Source organism: Shouchella lonarensis (assembly GCF_900096965.1).
Taxonomy (GTDB): domain Bacteria; phylum Bacillota; class Bacilli; order Bacillales; family Bacillaceae_D; genus Shouchella; species Shouchella lonarensis.
In genome coordinates, this window is record NZ_FMYM01000003.1 from 1 (window position 1) to 13,647 (window position 13,647).

15 protein-coding genes and 1 riboswitch are annotated in these 13,647 nt (G+C 44.3%); of the genes, 10 read left to right on the forward strand and 5 right to left on the reverse strand.

Annotated elements, in window-relative coordinates; genetic code table 11:
* Nucleotides 1-100: 100 nt before the first annotated feature.
* Entirely contained in the window at nucleotides 101-1,687 is a 1,587-nt protein-coding gene (locus tag BLT29_RS03150) for an ABC-F family ATP-binding cassette domain-containing protein (RefSeq protein WP_090774877.1), read from the reverse strand.
* Nucleotides 1,688-1,914: 227 nt separating this feature from the next.
* Here BLT29_RS03150 and BLT29_RS13045 point away from each other — a divergent pair, with 227 nt between their 5' ends.
* The 4 genes from BLT29_RS13045 (at nucleotide 1,915) to ytxJ (ending at nucleotide 6,709) form a co-directional block, all read left to right on the forward strand.
* Nucleotides 1,915-3,186, forward strand: a complete 1,272-nt coding sequence (locus tag BLT29_RS13045) for an LPXTG cell wall anchor domain-containing protein (protein ID WP_141769835.1) — start codon at nucleotides 1,915-1,917, stop codon at nucleotides 3,184-3,186.
* Between the two features lie 90 nt (nucleotides 3,187-3,276).
* Nucleotides 3,277-4,116: a hypothetical protein gene (locus BLT29_RS03160; protein ID WP_090774878.1), complete on the forward strand. Its 840-nt coding sequence runs from the start codon at nucleotides 3,277-3,279 to the stop codon at nucleotides 4,114-4,116.
* Between the two features lie 57 nt (nucleotides 4,117-4,173).
* Nucleotides 4,174-6,303, forward strand: coding sequence for a DNA helicase RecQ (recQ, locus tag BLT29_RS03165; RefSeq protein WP_245701035.1), 2,130 nt, complete (start codon nucleotides 4,174-4,176; stop codon nucleotides 6,301-6,303).
* An 82-nt stretch (nucleotides 6,304-6,385) separates the two neighbouring features.
* Complete coding sequence (gene ytxJ / locus BLT29_RS03170) at nucleotides 6,386-6,709, forward strand: bacillithiol system redox-active protein YtxJ (RefSeq protein ID WP_090774879.1); 324 nt, start codon at nucleotides 6,386-6,388, stop codon at nucleotides 6,707-6,709.
* 66 nt (nucleotides 6,710-6,775) lie between these two features.
* Here ytxJ and queF read toward each other — a convergent pair whose 3' ends face one another.
* The 4 genes from queF to queC are packed head-to-tail and all read right to left on the reverse strand — an operon-like array spanning nucleotide 6,776 to nucleotide 9,094.
* Entirely contained in the window at nucleotides 6,776-7,273 is a 498-nt protein-coding gene (gene queF, locus BLT29_RS03175; protein WP_090774880.1) for a preQ(1) synthase, read from the reverse strand.
* A gap of 14 nt (nucleotides 7,274-7,287) precedes the next feature.
* Entirely contained in the window at nucleotides 7,288-8,007 is a 720-nt protein-coding gene (queE, locus tag BLT29_RS03180; RefSeq protein ID WP_090774881.1) for a 7-carboxy-7-deazaguanine synthase QueE, read from the reverse strand.
* On the reverse strand, nucleotides 8,004-8,426 hold the full coding sequence (locus BLT29_RS03185) for a 6-carboxytetrahydropterin synthase (protein WP_090774882.1): 423 nt from the start codon (nucleotides 8,424-8,426) through the stop codon (nucleotides 8,004-8,006). Before BLT29_RS03185 ends, queE begins: the two co-directional genes overlap by 4 nt.
* Nucleotides 8,423-9,094, reverse strand: coding sequence for a 7-cyano-7-deazaguanine synthase QueC (queC, locus tag BLT29_RS03190; protein WP_090774883.1), 672 nt, complete (start codon nucleotides 9,092-9,094; stop codon nucleotides 8,423-8,425). The genes BLT29_RS03185 and queC overlap by 4 nt, the downstream gene beginning before the upstream one ends.
* Before the next feature lie 81 nt (nucleotides 9,095-9,175).
* A riboswitch (PreQ1 riboswitch) is annotated at nucleotides 9,176-9,219 on the reverse strand.
* A 108-nt stretch (nucleotides 9,220-9,327) separates the two neighbouring features.
* Here queC and BLT29_RS03195 point away from each other — a divergent pair.
* The 6 genes from BLT29_RS03195 to BLT29_RS03220 all read left to right on the forward strand — a co-directional run bounded on the left by BLT29_RS03195 (nucleotide 9,328) and on the right by BLT29_RS03220 (nucleotide 13,607).
* Complete coding sequence (locus BLT29_RS03195) at nucleotides 9,328-10,560, forward strand: aminopeptidase (protein WP_090774884.1); 1,233 nt, start codon at nucleotides 9,328-9,330, stop codon at nucleotides 10,558-10,560.
* Nucleotides 10,561-10,724: 164 nt separating this feature from the next.
* Nucleotides 10,725-11,072: a 50S ribosomal protein L19 gene (gene rplS, locus BLT29_RS03200; protein WP_090774885.1), complete on the forward strand. Its 348-nt coding sequence runs from the start codon at nucleotides 10,725-10,727 to the stop codon at nucleotides 11,070-11,072.
* Between the two features lie 75 nt (nucleotides 11,073-11,147).
* Nucleotides 11,148-11,699: a signal peptidase I gene (gene lepB / locus BLT29_RS03205; protein ID WP_245701037.1), complete on the forward strand. Its 552-nt coding sequence runs from the start codon at nucleotides 11,148-11,150 to the stop codon at nucleotides 11,697-11,699.
* A gap of 18 nt (nucleotides 11,700-11,717) precedes the next feature.
* Nucleotides 11,718-12,611, forward strand: coding sequence for a ribosome biogenesis GTPase YlqF (gene ylqF / locus BLT29_RS03210; RefSeq protein ID WP_090774887.1), 894 nt, complete (start codon nucleotides 11,718-11,720; stop codon nucleotides 12,609-12,611).
* A complete protein-coding gene (gene rnhB, locus BLT29_RS03215) occupies nucleotides 12,589-13,350 on the forward strand; it encodes a ribonuclease HII (RefSeq protein WP_090774888.1) in 762 nt (253 codons plus the stop codon). The genes ylqF and rnhB overlap by 23 nt, the downstream gene beginning before the upstream one ends.
* A 71-nt stretch (nucleotides 13,351-13,421) precedes the next feature.
* On the forward strand, nucleotides 13,422-13,607 hold the full coding sequence (locus BLT29_RS03220; protein ID WP_090774889.1) for a hypothetical protein: 186 nt from the start codon (nucleotides 13,422-13,424) through the stop codon (nucleotides 13,605-13,607).
* The last annotated feature ends 40 nt before the right edge of the window (nucleotides 13,608-13,647 follow it).

Sequence of the window (13,647 nt, forward strand, 5' to 3'; positions counted from 1 at the left end):
GACACTTCTGGACAATAAAAACAAAAAACTCACTGATCAGACGTCAAAAACGTCAATCAGTGAGTTTGTTTTTCAGGGGCTTTTGGGACAGCCCCATGTGTTATTTCAGCGTTGCTAAATATGCTTCGTAGTCATCTTTATCAATGACACCATCGGTAGTCAACTCAATGAAGCGGTTTGCGATCGTGCGAATAAACTGCTGGTCATGTGAGCTAAAGAGCATCGCACCTTTGAATGCAATCAGACCATTGTTGAGTGCGGTGATTGATTCCAAATCTAAGTGGTTCGTCGGCTCATCAAGCAGCAACACATTCGCACCACTGAGCATCATTTTTGACAGCATACAACGTACTTTTTCTCCTCCAGACAGTACATTGGCTTCTTTTAACACTTCTTCTCCAGAGAAAAGCATTCGCCCGAGGAAGCCGCGTAAAAATGTTTCGCTATCATCTTCAGGAGAAAACTGGCGCAGCCAATCAACAAGGTTTAGTTGTGAGCCTTCGAAAAAGGCGCTGTTATCTTTTGGGAAGTAAGAACGAGAAGTCGTAATACCCCATTTAAAAGAGCCGCTATCAGCGTCCATTTCGCCCGCTAAAATTTTGAATAGCGTCGTCTTAGCAACATCATTTGCGCCGACAAGTGCGACTTTGTCGTCCCTGTTTAAGCGGAACGAGACATTGTTTAACACTTTCACACCATCGACTGTCTTCGTCAATCCTTCGACCTCTAGTAGATCGTTGCCAATCTCACGTTCAGGTGTGAAATGGATGTAAGGATATTTACGTGACGAAGGTTTGATGTCTTCTAGCGTAATTTTCTCGAGTTGTTTTTTTCGTGAAGTGGCTTGTTTAGATTTTGAAGCATTTGCACTAAAACGCGCAATGAAACTCTCTAGTTCTTTCATTTTCTCTTCTTTCTTCTTGTTTTGATCTTGGGTCATTTTTAAAGCGAGTTGGCTGGACTCATACCAAAAATCATAGTTTCCAACGTAAAGCTCAATTTTACTATAGTCAAGATCAGCAATATGAGTACAAACATTGTTTAAGAAATGGCGATCATGGGAAACGACAATGACTGTATTCTCAAAGTTAATGAGGAAGTCCTCGAGCCACTGAATTGCTTTAAGATCAAGTCCATTTGTTGGCTCGTCCAGTAATAGCACATCAGGCTTGCCAAACAATGCTTGGGCAAGAAGCACTTTTACTTTGTCTGATTCATTTAGTTCAGCCAATGTTTTTGTATGGAGAGATTCGTCAATGCCTAGGCCTTTGAGTAAAATGGCTGCATCGGACTCTGCCTCCCAACCATTCAGTTCCGCAAATTCTCCTTCAAGCTCGGCGGCTTTCATCCCATCTTCATCGGAGAAATCTTCTTTCATGTAAATGGCGTCTTTTTCTTTCATCACTTCAAAGAGGCGTGCATGTCCCATAATGACTGTTTGCAGCACTTCCTCATTTTCATAAGCAAAATGATCTTGTTTCAAAACAGCCATACGGTCGCCTGATTTCATGGAAACGTGTCCTTTTTGAGACTCGATCTCCCCAGATAAAACTTTCAAAAATGTAGATTTCCCAGCACCATTTGCGCCAATAAGTCCGTAGCAATTTCCTGGTGTAAATTTAATATTGACGTCTTCGAACAATTTGCGCCCACCAAACTGTAAGCTGACGTTTGTGACTGTAATCATAAAAAAATCCTCCTGCACAGTTGCAATTTTTAAGTGAATACGTTTTTAAAAAATATTCTCCGTATGTAGTGTAACGTTTAAATCGCTTTGTGTAAATGGGAAAGGTATTTTTTCGTTGAATAACACAACAAATTGCTTTAAATTTTCCGATTTTAATTGTCAATCTAGTTGAATATTGATAGAATGATAGTTGTATATGTACTATTATGTTTTGAGGACGGTGAAAAATGAGAAAAAAGTGTGATTACAAAGAAAAGATGCATCGATGTCAACGGCGTAAGCGAGTGCAACAAGCAAAAGCACTTTTTCTTGCTACATCAATCATGGTAGGTGCCCCAATGGCGATGATGACGACACCACATGGAGAGGCACAAGCTGTTGCTAGTATGCGTGTGTCTCAGGAGCAACCAGAAAATTTAATGAGGACGATTGGTGGACTAACATTGTTTCAAATTAAACATCATGCAGAGACAACAAGTCATCGCCTTGTTCACAATGGCAATGTACATTTAGATTTGCAACAACAAAAGCAACTAATTTATACGCTCCAATTTCCAGAAGAACTCGCACATGTATTACGTGATCACAAAATTATTTTTTCTCTGATGGGGGATATGGTAGATAAGGATGGGAACACCATTCGTCTTACCGGTGCATATGACTTTGTATCATATACCACGATAGATACGAGCAAAAATCGTGTAGTTTTTGATCTTCACGGGTTTCTAAAGGCAAACGAGCTAAAACCGATCGATGGACGCGCGCAGATTGGTATGAATGTTGATATTTTGACAGCATACCGGGCGATCGAGAAGGGTACTTACATTTTTCAAGCGGCGCTAACAGAGGGGCATGTGGGGGACGCAATGCCTGCAAATGCTCATCATGAACCTTTAGTTATTGAGTATAGTAGACCAGACCCGGGCGACCCAGGAGATCCGGGCGACCCAGGAGATCCGGGCGATCCAGGAGATCCGGGCGATCCAGGAGATCCCGGTGATCCGGGCGACCCAGGAGATCCCGGTGACCCAGGAGATCCGGGCGACCCAGGAGATCCAGGAGATCCGGGAGATCTAGAAGATCCGGGCGACCCAGGCGATCCAGAAGACCCAGGAGATCCGGGCGACCCAGGAGATCCGGGCGATCCAGGAGATCCCGGTGACCCAGGAGATCCGAGAGACCCAGGAGATCCGGGCGATCCAGGAGATCCCGGTGACCCAGGAGATCCGGGCGATCCAGGAGACCCACGCGATCCAAGAGATCCCGGCGATTCAAAAGCACCAAAAATATCAAAGGTAATCCACACCGGGGGAAAGAAACCGTTAGAGGGGAATAAAGTGATTTCTGCACCACCAACAAAACCATCTAGCAATATAAAAGGAGAAAGTCTACCACAAACAGCAACAAACAACTGGTGGTTCGGTTTTGCGGGTGCAACAGCTTTACTAATGGGAATGATGGTAAAACTTTTGACGCGGCTGCGACGGTCCATATCATAAAGATTGTACGACAAGAGATTCTCTGGGCGTAGTGATATATCCGGAGGATCTCTTTATTTGTTGTACTGGAAGGAGAAAGAGGGTAAGCATATGTATCAACGATTTAAACAAGGTCACAAGCAATCGGTGGAGAAGCTGTACAAGAAAAAGAATCGGGACGCACGGGAGTGGGCATCTACAAATACGATGACTGCTTGGCAAGGCGATCAACTTCAAGCTATAATCTATTGGTGGCGCTCACTTTATCATACAAAGGCACTATACATTGAGCTCACATCAAGGACAAAAGATACCGCCTTACTTACGGGCTTACTACAGTCTGTCCAACAAGAACATCCATTACAATGCTTGGTTTCAGAGGAAGACACCTGTGCGATGGCGTTGTTGTCACAACTAGGTTTTCAGAAGGTCCGTACGACGCATATGCCGACACTTTCATTGAAAAAGGAAAGCAAATACCAACTAACCGATGCCAATATCTATTCTCTTTCTCAGCTAGTAGAAAAGGAAGACTTGTGTCAGCAATATTTGCGGTTAGTTAAACAAAACTATGAAGACAGTCACCAAGTAAACCCGATTAAGGAAATGTCGCTTGCGGAATGGAGGGCACTTACTTTTACTTCTGACCTGCGGCAAGAAGAGAGTGCTGTATATGTAAACGATCACCAAGTACAGGCTTATGTAAATATTCATGATGGATCTACACCACGTCATGTAGAACTAGGTTGGGTCGGTGCGATGGCTTCGGTAGAGGGAGTGCTCATACGTCTTTTCGAGCATCAGTTGCGACAGTTGGCATACAAAGGTATAGCAAAAGTCGAGGCAGAAATTGACTGTAGCGATGCGTGGGCAAATCAATTATATGAAGCGTTCCCATTCCAAGCTGGACAGCGTTTCTTTACGTTTCAATATCGAAAACATCTTTCCTAAAATACCATTCTTCTAAGCTGTAAGACGTGTTATCATAGTAAAGAAGGGGGTGGGAACATGGTGCAAGCGCAAATGCAACGCGCAACAGAGGTGTTACAACATCAGTATGGCTATGATGCTTTCCGAGAGGGGCAATCACGGATTATTGAGCATGTTTTTTCACAAAAAGATGCCCTTGTTGTGATGCCAACTGGAGGAGGAAAGTCTCTTTGTTATCAAATTCCTGCTGTTGTATTAGAGGGCATCACCCTCGTCGTATCGCCGCTCATTTCTTTAATGAAAGATCAAGTCGATGCTGTGCGTGCGCTTGGCATTGCGGCTACATATATTAATAGTTCGTTAAGTAGACAAGAGGTATATGCGCGCTTCACGGCCATGATGAGTGGAGAATACCAGATGGTTTATGTTGCCCCAGAGCGGCTGCATGATCCGCAATTTCAAGCAATTTTGCAGAAGAAGCCACTTTCACTCATCGCAATTGATGAAGCGCATTGTCTCTCGCAATGGGGGCATGATTTTCGACCCAGTTACTTAGCGATGGCAGAGTGGATCAAGCATCATCCGCATCGTCCAACGGTACTCGCGCTAACAGCGACAGCGACGCCTGAAGTGGCAAATGATATTTGTGACCGCCTTGGTATTCCAGTAGACAATCAATATTGTACAGGCTTTGCGCGTGAAAATCTAACGTTCAAAGTCGTGAAAGGTGCTCGGAAACAAACATACATCCGTCAATATGTCGAGGCAAGGCAATCGCAAGCGGGTATTGTGTATGTGTCAACGCGCAAAGAAGCAGAGGCGTTATATCAGTTTTTGAGTAAATACACACGTGCAACCCTTTACCACGGTGGCTTATCAGAAGATGCGCGCCGGGCGCACCAAGAAGCATTTATTTACGATCAAGCAGATGTGATGATTGCGACCAATGCGTTTGGGATGGGCATTGATAAGGCCAATGTCCGTTACGTACTTCACGCGAACATGCCAGGAACGATTGAAGCGTATTATCAAGAAGCAGGTCGCGCGGGACGTGACGGTGAACCGAGTGAATGTGTGTTGCTATTCCAACCACAAGACGTGCAAACACAGCGCTTTTTTATTGAACAGCGTGACACGGAAGATGAGCAAAAGAAGGCGCATGATTTTGATAAGCTGCAAGTGATGAGTCGTTTTTGTCACACCGAACAATGTTTATCACAGTTTATGCGTAGTTATTTTGGGGAAGAAGATGCACCAACGTGTGGGCGTTGTAGTAACTGTGTGCGTGAGGGAGAGCAAGTTGAACGGACCACCGAGGCGCAAATGGTGCTTTCGTGTATTGTGCGGATGAAAGAACGGTTTGGAAAAACAGTTGTTGCCCAAGTGTTAACGGGGTCGAGAAATCAAAAGATCCTTACGATGAACTTACATAAACTACCTACTTACGGACTCATGAAAGATTATGGGGCAAAAGATGTGCAGGCATTCATTGATTTTCTAGCAGCCGAGGAGTATGTGGGGCTAACAAACGATGCCTATCCGACCTTACGCATATTACCGCGCGGGGCAGCGGTGTTGAAAAAAGAAGAGACTGTATTTCAATATGTCGACAAGGCACCTGCACCAGTGGCAGATGAAGATCCGATCTTTATTGCTTTACGCGCGCATCGGAAGGCGCTCGCAACAGAAAAAGGCATCCCGCCATATTTAATTTTTTCCGATAAGACGTTAAAGGAAATGAGCCGGCTGTTACCGCAAACGTACGAGGCGTTTGGTGAGATCTCAGGTGTCGGTGCGCAGAAGCTTGAACAGTACGGCGACTCGTTTTTAGCGGTGTTAAATCAATTCGATGCGGCAGACACAATGAAAGCAAGTGAACCACCGGACACGTTACAACGACCAAAAAAAGTGCAGCGCGCGAATGTGGAAGAGATCATTTGTCATTACCAAGCTGGGAAATCATTTACTGATATTGCCGAAGCGGTGCAGGTAACGGCGCAAACGGTTGTAAAGCATTTAATACAAGCGGAAAAACAAGGGGAAATTACGGGCTTGCTTGCGCGTATTGATCCAGAAAAACAAGCAAAAATTATGGCAGCGAGCACTAAAGTAGAGAGTCAATATTTAAAACCGATCAAAGAACAGTTACCCGAAACAATCACTTACGACGAAATTAGAATTGTCATGGCGTTGTCAGAGACGCCATGATGCGGCAAGTGCATATGAGTGGTGTTAGTGGGCGCGTTTCGTGTATGATAGCATTAGTGTAAAGAAGAAGGAGTGGGATAAGATGATTGAATTAACAACAGAAGCAGCATGGCATGATTTATATGAGCAATCTAAGGACAAGACGGTGCTTGTTTTTAAACATAGTACGCAATGCCCAGTAAGTAGCGATGCGCATAAACAGTTCCTTGCTTTCGTAGAAGAAAACCCAGATTTTGTATATGGATGGGTAAAAGTGATTGAATCTCGCCCGGTTTCTAACTTAATTGCCGAGGAATTAGAGACGGTGCATAAGTCACCACAATTGTTTGTGTTAAAGGATAAGAAAGTTGCTTGGACCACATCGCATTGGGATATTACAAAAGAAGCGATTGCGAAAAACGTTTAATGTAAAAACAACGTTCTCCTTTTGATAGGGAGCACGTTGTTTTATTTTAGGGATTCAAATATTTCCTTAACGATTCGTTATTGTTTCAGGATAGAGGTCATGATTCATTAACCGATGGTGTGCCATTTCCTCAAATAGGGTACCTTTCTTGCCGTAATTGCAGTACGGATCAATAGAAATACCTCCACGCGGGGTGAATTTCCCCCATACTTCAATGTAGCGTGGATCCATGAGTTTGATCAAGTCATTCATGATGACATTGACGGCGTCCTCGTGGAACCCACCGTGGTTACGAAAGCTAAATAAATACAGCTTTAGAGATTTGCTCTCAACCATTTGAATGTCTGGAATGTAGCTAATGTACAATGTTGCGAAGTCTGGCTGGTTCGTTTTCGGGCAAAGTGTCGTGAATTCTGGGCAGTTAAACTTGACCATATAATCGCGATTAGGATGGTTGTTTGTAAATGTTTCAAGTACATCTGGGTTGTAAGAGAAATCATAGTGGGTGTTTTGATTCCCTAGTAAAGTGATATGATTTAATGTTTGTTCGTCTCGATTTGTCATTTTGGTATGCTCCTTTATACACCGCGCTTGTTACCCCACATCCATGTGTGTAGCTGAGGCAAGACGCGTACGTTAGTTAGTGTCGAATCAAGCATGACTTTTTCTATCAATTGTTCGTAGTGATAGCGCAACTGTGTGAGTAACGTCGTGTCATCAGTTGTATGAATATCGTCATTACCGACTTGAAGGAAAAACGATATGTGCGGATAGCGCATGTGTACAAGTTTTGCAAATGCGTAATCTTCTTCATTAAAAATGACCACTTTTAAACTTGTTTTTTGTGGTGAAAGTTTTGTCATGAAAGTATCAAGCTTTTTCCAGTCCGTTTCCATACCAGAACTAGGTGGTTTTGGACTAATCGTCACATCGTCCACGTGCGTAAGCCAGTCTTGCCAAATCGTCCCCTGTGTTTCAACTGCGGCTTGAATGTTTTTTGCATGTAACTTGTGGATGAGGTCGCCAATCCCGGCATGTAAAGCTGGGTTCCCTCCTGAAAGGGTGACATGATCAAATCTGCCAGCAGCAAGCGTGTCAAGTTTGGAGATAATATCTTCTGCGACCATCGGTTTACTTTTCCCAGTACCGTCCCATGTGAACGCTGAATCACACCAACGGCAGCGGTAATCACAACCACCTGTACGAACAAACATTGTTTTGCGTCCGATTACCATGCCTTCCCCTTGAATCGTTGGGCCGAAAATTTCCATCACAGGAATAGGTTTTTGACCGGTCATGATTGCACCTGCTTTGGTTGGTAAACAACGTAGCTCGTTGGTGTTTCACGAACAATGACTTGGATGCAGACGGGCTTGTGTGCAAGTGGGGTGAGTAAATCATTGACAATTGTATAGATTGTTTCAGCTACTTTTTCGGTCGATGGGGGCGTCTGCGCAAATAATGGATCGTCATTGAGTAATGTATGATCGAATCGGCCGTGCACAGCTTCTTTAAGGTGTTTAAAATTAATGAGAAAGCCTGTCTCGTCAAGCTCGTTCCCGGCAATCGTGATGTTAATGACATACGTATGTCCGTGAACACGGGCGCAGTTGCCAGCCCGTTCGTTGTCGATATAGTGCGCAGTAGCAAGGTGCATATCTTTGTGAAGCTCAAATTGGTATGGATGGGTAACGGTCGGATAAAATTGTTGCATCATTGTGGTGCACCTGCCTTCTGTTCAAGATAAGCGGCGAGCCCGGCGGCGCGTAGTTTACAAGCCGGACAAGTGGTGCATCCCGTGCCTTTTATCCCTTCGTAACACGTTAATGTGTCGTGTTGAACGGTTTCAAGCTTCCCTAGTTGATCAGCGAGTGCCCACGTTGCTGTTTTGTTTAGCCACATTAACGGTGTATGAATAACAAAATCTGTATCCATGGCTAGATTAAGTGTGACATTCAGAGATTTAATAAAGATATCGCGACAATCTGGATAACCACTAAAATCGGTTTCGCATACGCCAGTGACAAGGTGCTTTGCACCAATTTCTTTAGCATAAATCGCCGCAAAAGACAAAAACAAATGATTGCGTCCAGGCACAAATGTACTGGGGAGAGCGTTGTTTTCATTCTGATCCGTAATCTCAATATCGTTTCGCGTGAGCGCGTTAGACGTTATGTCATTTAGCGTCGGGACTTCCAGTATACGCAGTGGCACACCTGCCTTTCTTGCAATGTCTTTTGCGCAAGCAATTTCTGCGGCGTGGCGTTGCCCATAAGCGAATGTTAGCGCGGATACATGGTCAAACTTTTCTAGTGCCCAAAAGAGGCATGTCGTACTATCTTGTCCGCCACTAAATACGACGACGGCTGAATCATTTTTCTTCATAAAAATACGCTCCTTCTCTGTAAGAACGAGCTTCGGCACACTCCAACAACATAAAAAACTGCGTGTTCAGTCACGGCAGTCTCCTGTTTAGTTTTTTATAGAGGGAGTTTTCGAACCTCTTCTATCGTTTATGTTACATAGGATTATTGTAACACAATTCCGTGGCATCGGCAGAAAAAAACTGTTACACTAGGAGAAGGTTCTATCAATACATAGAAGAAAGAGGCGATTTGATGACAACATTTGAGCAAAACTTGGAAAAATATGCAGATCTGGCTATTCGTGTAGGTCTGAACATCCAAAAAGGACAAACGTTAATTATTCGTACGCCTTTATTTGCAGCGGATTTTGTACGGGCAGCTGCGAAAAAGGCGTATGAGGCTGGTGCTAAACATGTTCGTGTTGACTGGGGCGACGAAGAGATAGCGAAGTTGAAGTTTGAACATGCTGCAGAAGAAGTATTTAGTGAGTTCCCGAGCTGGCAAGCACAATCGCTAGAAGAAGAGGCTGAAAAGGATGCCGCATTTCTAAGCATTACTGGAGGAGACCCTGACTTATTAAAAGATGTCGATCCGGAGCGTGTTGCAACAGCGAATAAAACAGCTGGAAAAGCACTAGATACATTCCGACGCTATATTCAGTCAGATAGTGTGAGCTGGTCGATCGTTGCTGTCCCATCTGTAGGTTGGGCGGAGAAAGTGTTCCCTGAAGCAGAAGGAGAAGAAGCGGTTCAAAAATTATGGGAAGCCATTTTTGCGGCGACACGTATTCACGAGGATGATCCAGTTGCGGCGTGGGAGAAACATTTAGCGACATTAGATGAAAAGATGGAGACATTGAATGAAAAGCATTTCCATGCGCTGCATTATACGGCGGAAGGAACGGATTTAACAATTGAATTGCCAGAGACGCATATATGGGCGTCAGGTGGTAGCGTCAGTAAATCGGGCACGCGTTTTGTGGCGAATATGCCGACAGAAGAAGTGTTTACTGCGGCGAAGAAAACCGGTGTTAATGGAAAAGTGACGAGCACGAAGCCATTAAACTATGGTGGCACATTGATCACAAACTTCACATTGACATTTAAAGATGGAAAAGTTGTTGATTTCACTGCGGAAAAAGGGTCAGAGACGCTGAAGCGTTTGCTTGATAGTGATGAAGGGTCTCGCTACATTGGTGAGGTGGCGCTTGTGCCTCATAAGTCACCGATTTCTGATACGAATATTATCTTCTATAATACGTTATTTGACGAAAACGCTTCGAACCATTTGGCGTTAGGAAGTGCGTATGCCTTCAACATTGAAGGTGGGAAAGAGATGGAGCCAGAAGCGTTGGAGAAAAACGGGTTAAACCAAAGCATTACACACGTCGACTTTATGATGGGTGCGGCTGATATGAACATTGACGGCATTCATGCAGATGGTACGCGTGAGCCGGTGTTCCGGAATGGTGGTTGGGCTTTTTAAGATCGACGCGTAAGAAAATATATAGCCTCTTGTTTTCTATTAAGAGCTATGCTATGATTATCTTTGTGGCTAATTGTGCCTGTGTGCGCATTTAGCGTGATTACGATGTTCCGCTGCCAGATAGTGTCGGCAAGAATGTCTGTGCGGAAGGAGGGAATTATACGATGAGCAACCTTTTACAAGACATTGGTAGTGAGCAATTACGCACTGACCATCCGGATTTTCGTCCAGGAGACACGTTGGTCGTTCACGTTAAGGTCGTGGAGGGCACACGTGAGCGGATTCAGCTGTTTGAAGGTGTTGTGATTAAACGTCGCGGTAGCGGGATTAGTGAGACGTTTACAGCGCGTAAAATCTCCTACGGTGTAGGTGTTGAGCGTACATTCCCATTACATTCACCAAAGATCGATAAGATCGAAGTGAAGCGTTACGGTAAAGTACGTCGTGCGAAACTTTACTACTTACGTAACCTTCGCGGTAAAGCAGCACGTATTAAAGAAATTCGTCGCTAAAAAGGTCAGAAGAAGCCCGGAGGTTATCCGAGCTTCTTTTTTCGATCAAATCATGAGTGGATGAGGAGGGATTTTTTGCGCGCAAAATCTCGGGTGGTCACTTGGCTCAAAGGGATTTCAGTGGTGATCTTCATTGTAATACTTGCCCGTTTATTTGTGTTCCTTCCAACGATGGTTGATGGCAACTCAATGCAGCCGACGTTAAATCCTGGAAACCGGATGATGATTAACCAACTTGCGTATTCTTTTAGTGAACCTGACCGTTTTGACATTGTCGTTTTTCTTGCACCAGGTGGTCAGCACTATATTAAACGCGTCATTGGTTTGCCTGGAGAAGAGTTGATGTATAAAGGTGATGTACTATACATTAATGGTGAGCCGCAATCAGAACCTTATTTAGAAGAAAGAAAACGATCCTTGCATGGAGAGCAACCACTGACAGGCGACTTTACGTTAGAAGAGCGGATTGGTAAAAAGAAAATTCCCGCAGACCAGTATTTTGTCATGGGGGATAACCGGCGCTTAAGCAAAGATAGTCGCGATATTGGCCTCATTTCGGCCGAGGACATCATAGGGGAAACAAGCATTGTTTTTTACCCATTTGAGGAGATAAAGATTGTGAAGTGAAGAAGGGAGGTCATCACCATGAAAACCATTCAATGGTTTCCTGGACATATGGCTAAAGCAAGGCGAGAAGTGAAAGAAAAGTTAAGCCAAATTGACGTGGTGATAGAATTATTAGATGCGCGCATCCCACGATCTTCACAAAATCCGATCATTGAAGAACTAACTGATGGAAAGCCGCGGCTGATTTTATTAAATAAAGCAGATCTTGCCGATGAGGGAAAAACAAATGAATGGATCGCACACTTCAAGAAGGACGGTGTAGATGCATTGCCCGTGGACGCACAAAGTGGGACGGGTGTAAAAAGAATTGGTCCAGCTTGTCGCATGTTGACGCAATCGTTACATGACAAGTGGCGTGCAAAAGGGATGAAACCACGTGAATTACGAGCAGTGATTTTAGGTATCCCGAATGTTGGAAAGTCGACATTGATGAACCGGCTTGTTGGAAAAAGGCAGGCGCCTGTCGGTGATCGCCCAGGAGTGACGAAAAAACAACAGTGGTTAAAAGTAGGTAGTGAACTTGCTTTGTTAGACACTCCAGGTATTTTATGGCCTAAATTTTCAAATCAAGAAGTTGGGTTACGCCTTGCGGTAACGGGTGCCATTAAAGATGAATTGCTAGATTATGGTGATGTGGCTGCTTATGCACTTCAGTTTTTAGCGCGTACATACCCACATCAATTAGCAGCACGGTATGATTTGTCTTATCCACTTGATCCCGAAGATATCGGCGAGTTATTTGAAGCGATCGGGAAGAAACGCGGCTGTATTGTTCGAGGTGGCATGGTCGACATGGACAAAGTCGCAGAACTTGTGCTTCGCGAACTACGTGCAGGAAAGATGGGTCGTCTTACATTAGAGACAGCTTCTGAAAAAGAGGTGGTGACTGATGAAGACAGTCGCGGAGATTAAAGCACAGTTTGCGAAAGGGACAGTAAACGCAGGAGAATTGAGCGTCTTACGCGCCGATCAACGTAAAGGTGTCCAGCAGCTTGTCGCTCGTTATGAACAGGCACTTGAAAAGCAAGCACGTGCAGAGGCAATTCATGAACGGATGTGGAAATTTGAACGGGCGTTGCAGCAAGAAGGATACGAGCTCATTGCGGGTGTAGATGAAGTTGGCCGCGGTCCACTAGCAGGTCCGGTTGTGGCTGCGGCTTGCATTTTGCCACAACAGTTTAAGTTAGTCGGGCTAACGGATTCGAAACAGCTTACAAAGTCGGCACGGGAACAATTTGCCCCGTATATTAAAGCAAAAGCACTCAGTTGGCATATTGCGAGTGTATCAGCAGAAGAAATTGATCGGACAAACATTTTGGTTGCAACAAAAGAAGCGATGTTACAAGCGATTCAAGGTTTAACGAAGACAGTGGATCATTTGTTGCTTGATGCAATCAAGTTGCCACATGGTGCCCCGCAAACCTCATTGATAAAAGGGGACACAAAAAGCATATCTATCGCAGCCAGTTCCGTATTGGCAAAAGTATGGCGCGATGAATACATGGTTGATCTAGCTCGTACGTATCCGCAATACGGATTTGAATATCATGCTGGCTACGGGACACGGGCACATTTACATGCATTAAAAAAATATGGACCGACGCAAGCGCATCGTCAGTCGTTTCGACCTGTGCGCGAATGCCTTGAATAACTGTCACATCATTTTTTCATCGTATGAATGAGATGCCTTTGTCCACACTAGTGGTGAAGGAGGCTGTATAAATGAAAGAAGAACACTTATCTACAGAGACAAAGAGTGCGCAGGAAGAATTTGCTCGAGAATTTGGTGTTTATCACCCTGCCAGTGAACAAGATCCTCTTTTTAAAGCTTTGGCGCATTTGCGGGACAAAAAAGAAGCGCAAAAGAAAAAAGATCACCCGAAAAAAGACGAGAAAAGAGACAATTAACCGTCATATTTTGGTTTTTTCGTGATATTAAGGGGAGAGG

Coding starts and splice junctions, on each gene's coding strand:
- queF (WP_090774880.1), bottom strand. CDS start 7,273: ATGACAAATCGAGACGAACAAACATTAAATCATATCACTTTACTAGGG.
- BLT29_RS03160 (WP_090774878.1), top strand. CDS start 3,277: ATGTATCAACGATTTAAACAAGGTCACAAGCAATCGGTGGAGAAGCTG.
- ylqF (WP_090774887.1), top strand. CDS start 11,718: ATGAAAACCATTCAATGGTTTCCTGGACATATGGCTAAAGCAAGGCGA.
- BLT29_RS03195 (WP_090774884.1), top strand. CDS start 9,328: ATGACAACATTTGAGCAAAACTTGGAAAAATATGCAGATCTGGCTATT.
- queC (WP_090774883.1), bottom strand. CDS start 9,094: ATGAAGAAAAATGATTCAGCCGTCGTCGTATTTAGTGGCGGACAAGAT.
- ytxJ (WP_090774879.1), top strand. CDS start 6,386: ATGATTGAATTAACAACAGAAGCAGCATGGCATGATTTATATGAGCAA.
- BLT29_RS03150 (WP_090774877.1), bottom strand. CDS start 1,687: ATGATTACAGTCACAAACGTCAGCTTACAGTTTGGTGGGCGCAAATTG.
- recQ (WP_245701035.1), top strand. CDS start 4,174: ATGGTGCAAGCGCAAATGCAACGCGCAACAGAGGTGTTACAACATCAG.
- rnhB (WP_090774888.1), top strand. CDS start 12,589: ATGAAGACAGTCGCGGAGATTAAAGCACAGTTTGCGAAAGGGACAGTA.
- queE (WP_090774881.1), bottom strand. CDS start 8,007: ATGACCGGTCAAAAACCTATTCCTGTGATGGAAATTTTCGGCCCAACG.
- BLT29_RS03185 (WP_090774882.1), bottom strand. CDS start 8,426: ATGATGCAACAATTTTATCCGACCGTTACCCATCCATACCAATTTGAG.
- BLT29_RS13045 (WP_141769835.1), top strand. CDS start 1,915: ATGAGAAAAAAGTGTGATTACAAAGAAAAGATGCATCGATGTCAACGG.
- rplS (WP_090774885.1), top strand. CDS start 10,725: ATGAGCAACCTTTTACAAGACATTGGTAGTGAGCAATTACGCACTGAC.
- BLT29_RS03220 (WP_090774889.1), top strand. CDS start 13,422: ATGAAAGAAGAACACTTATCTACAGAGACAAAGAGTGCGCAGGAAGAA.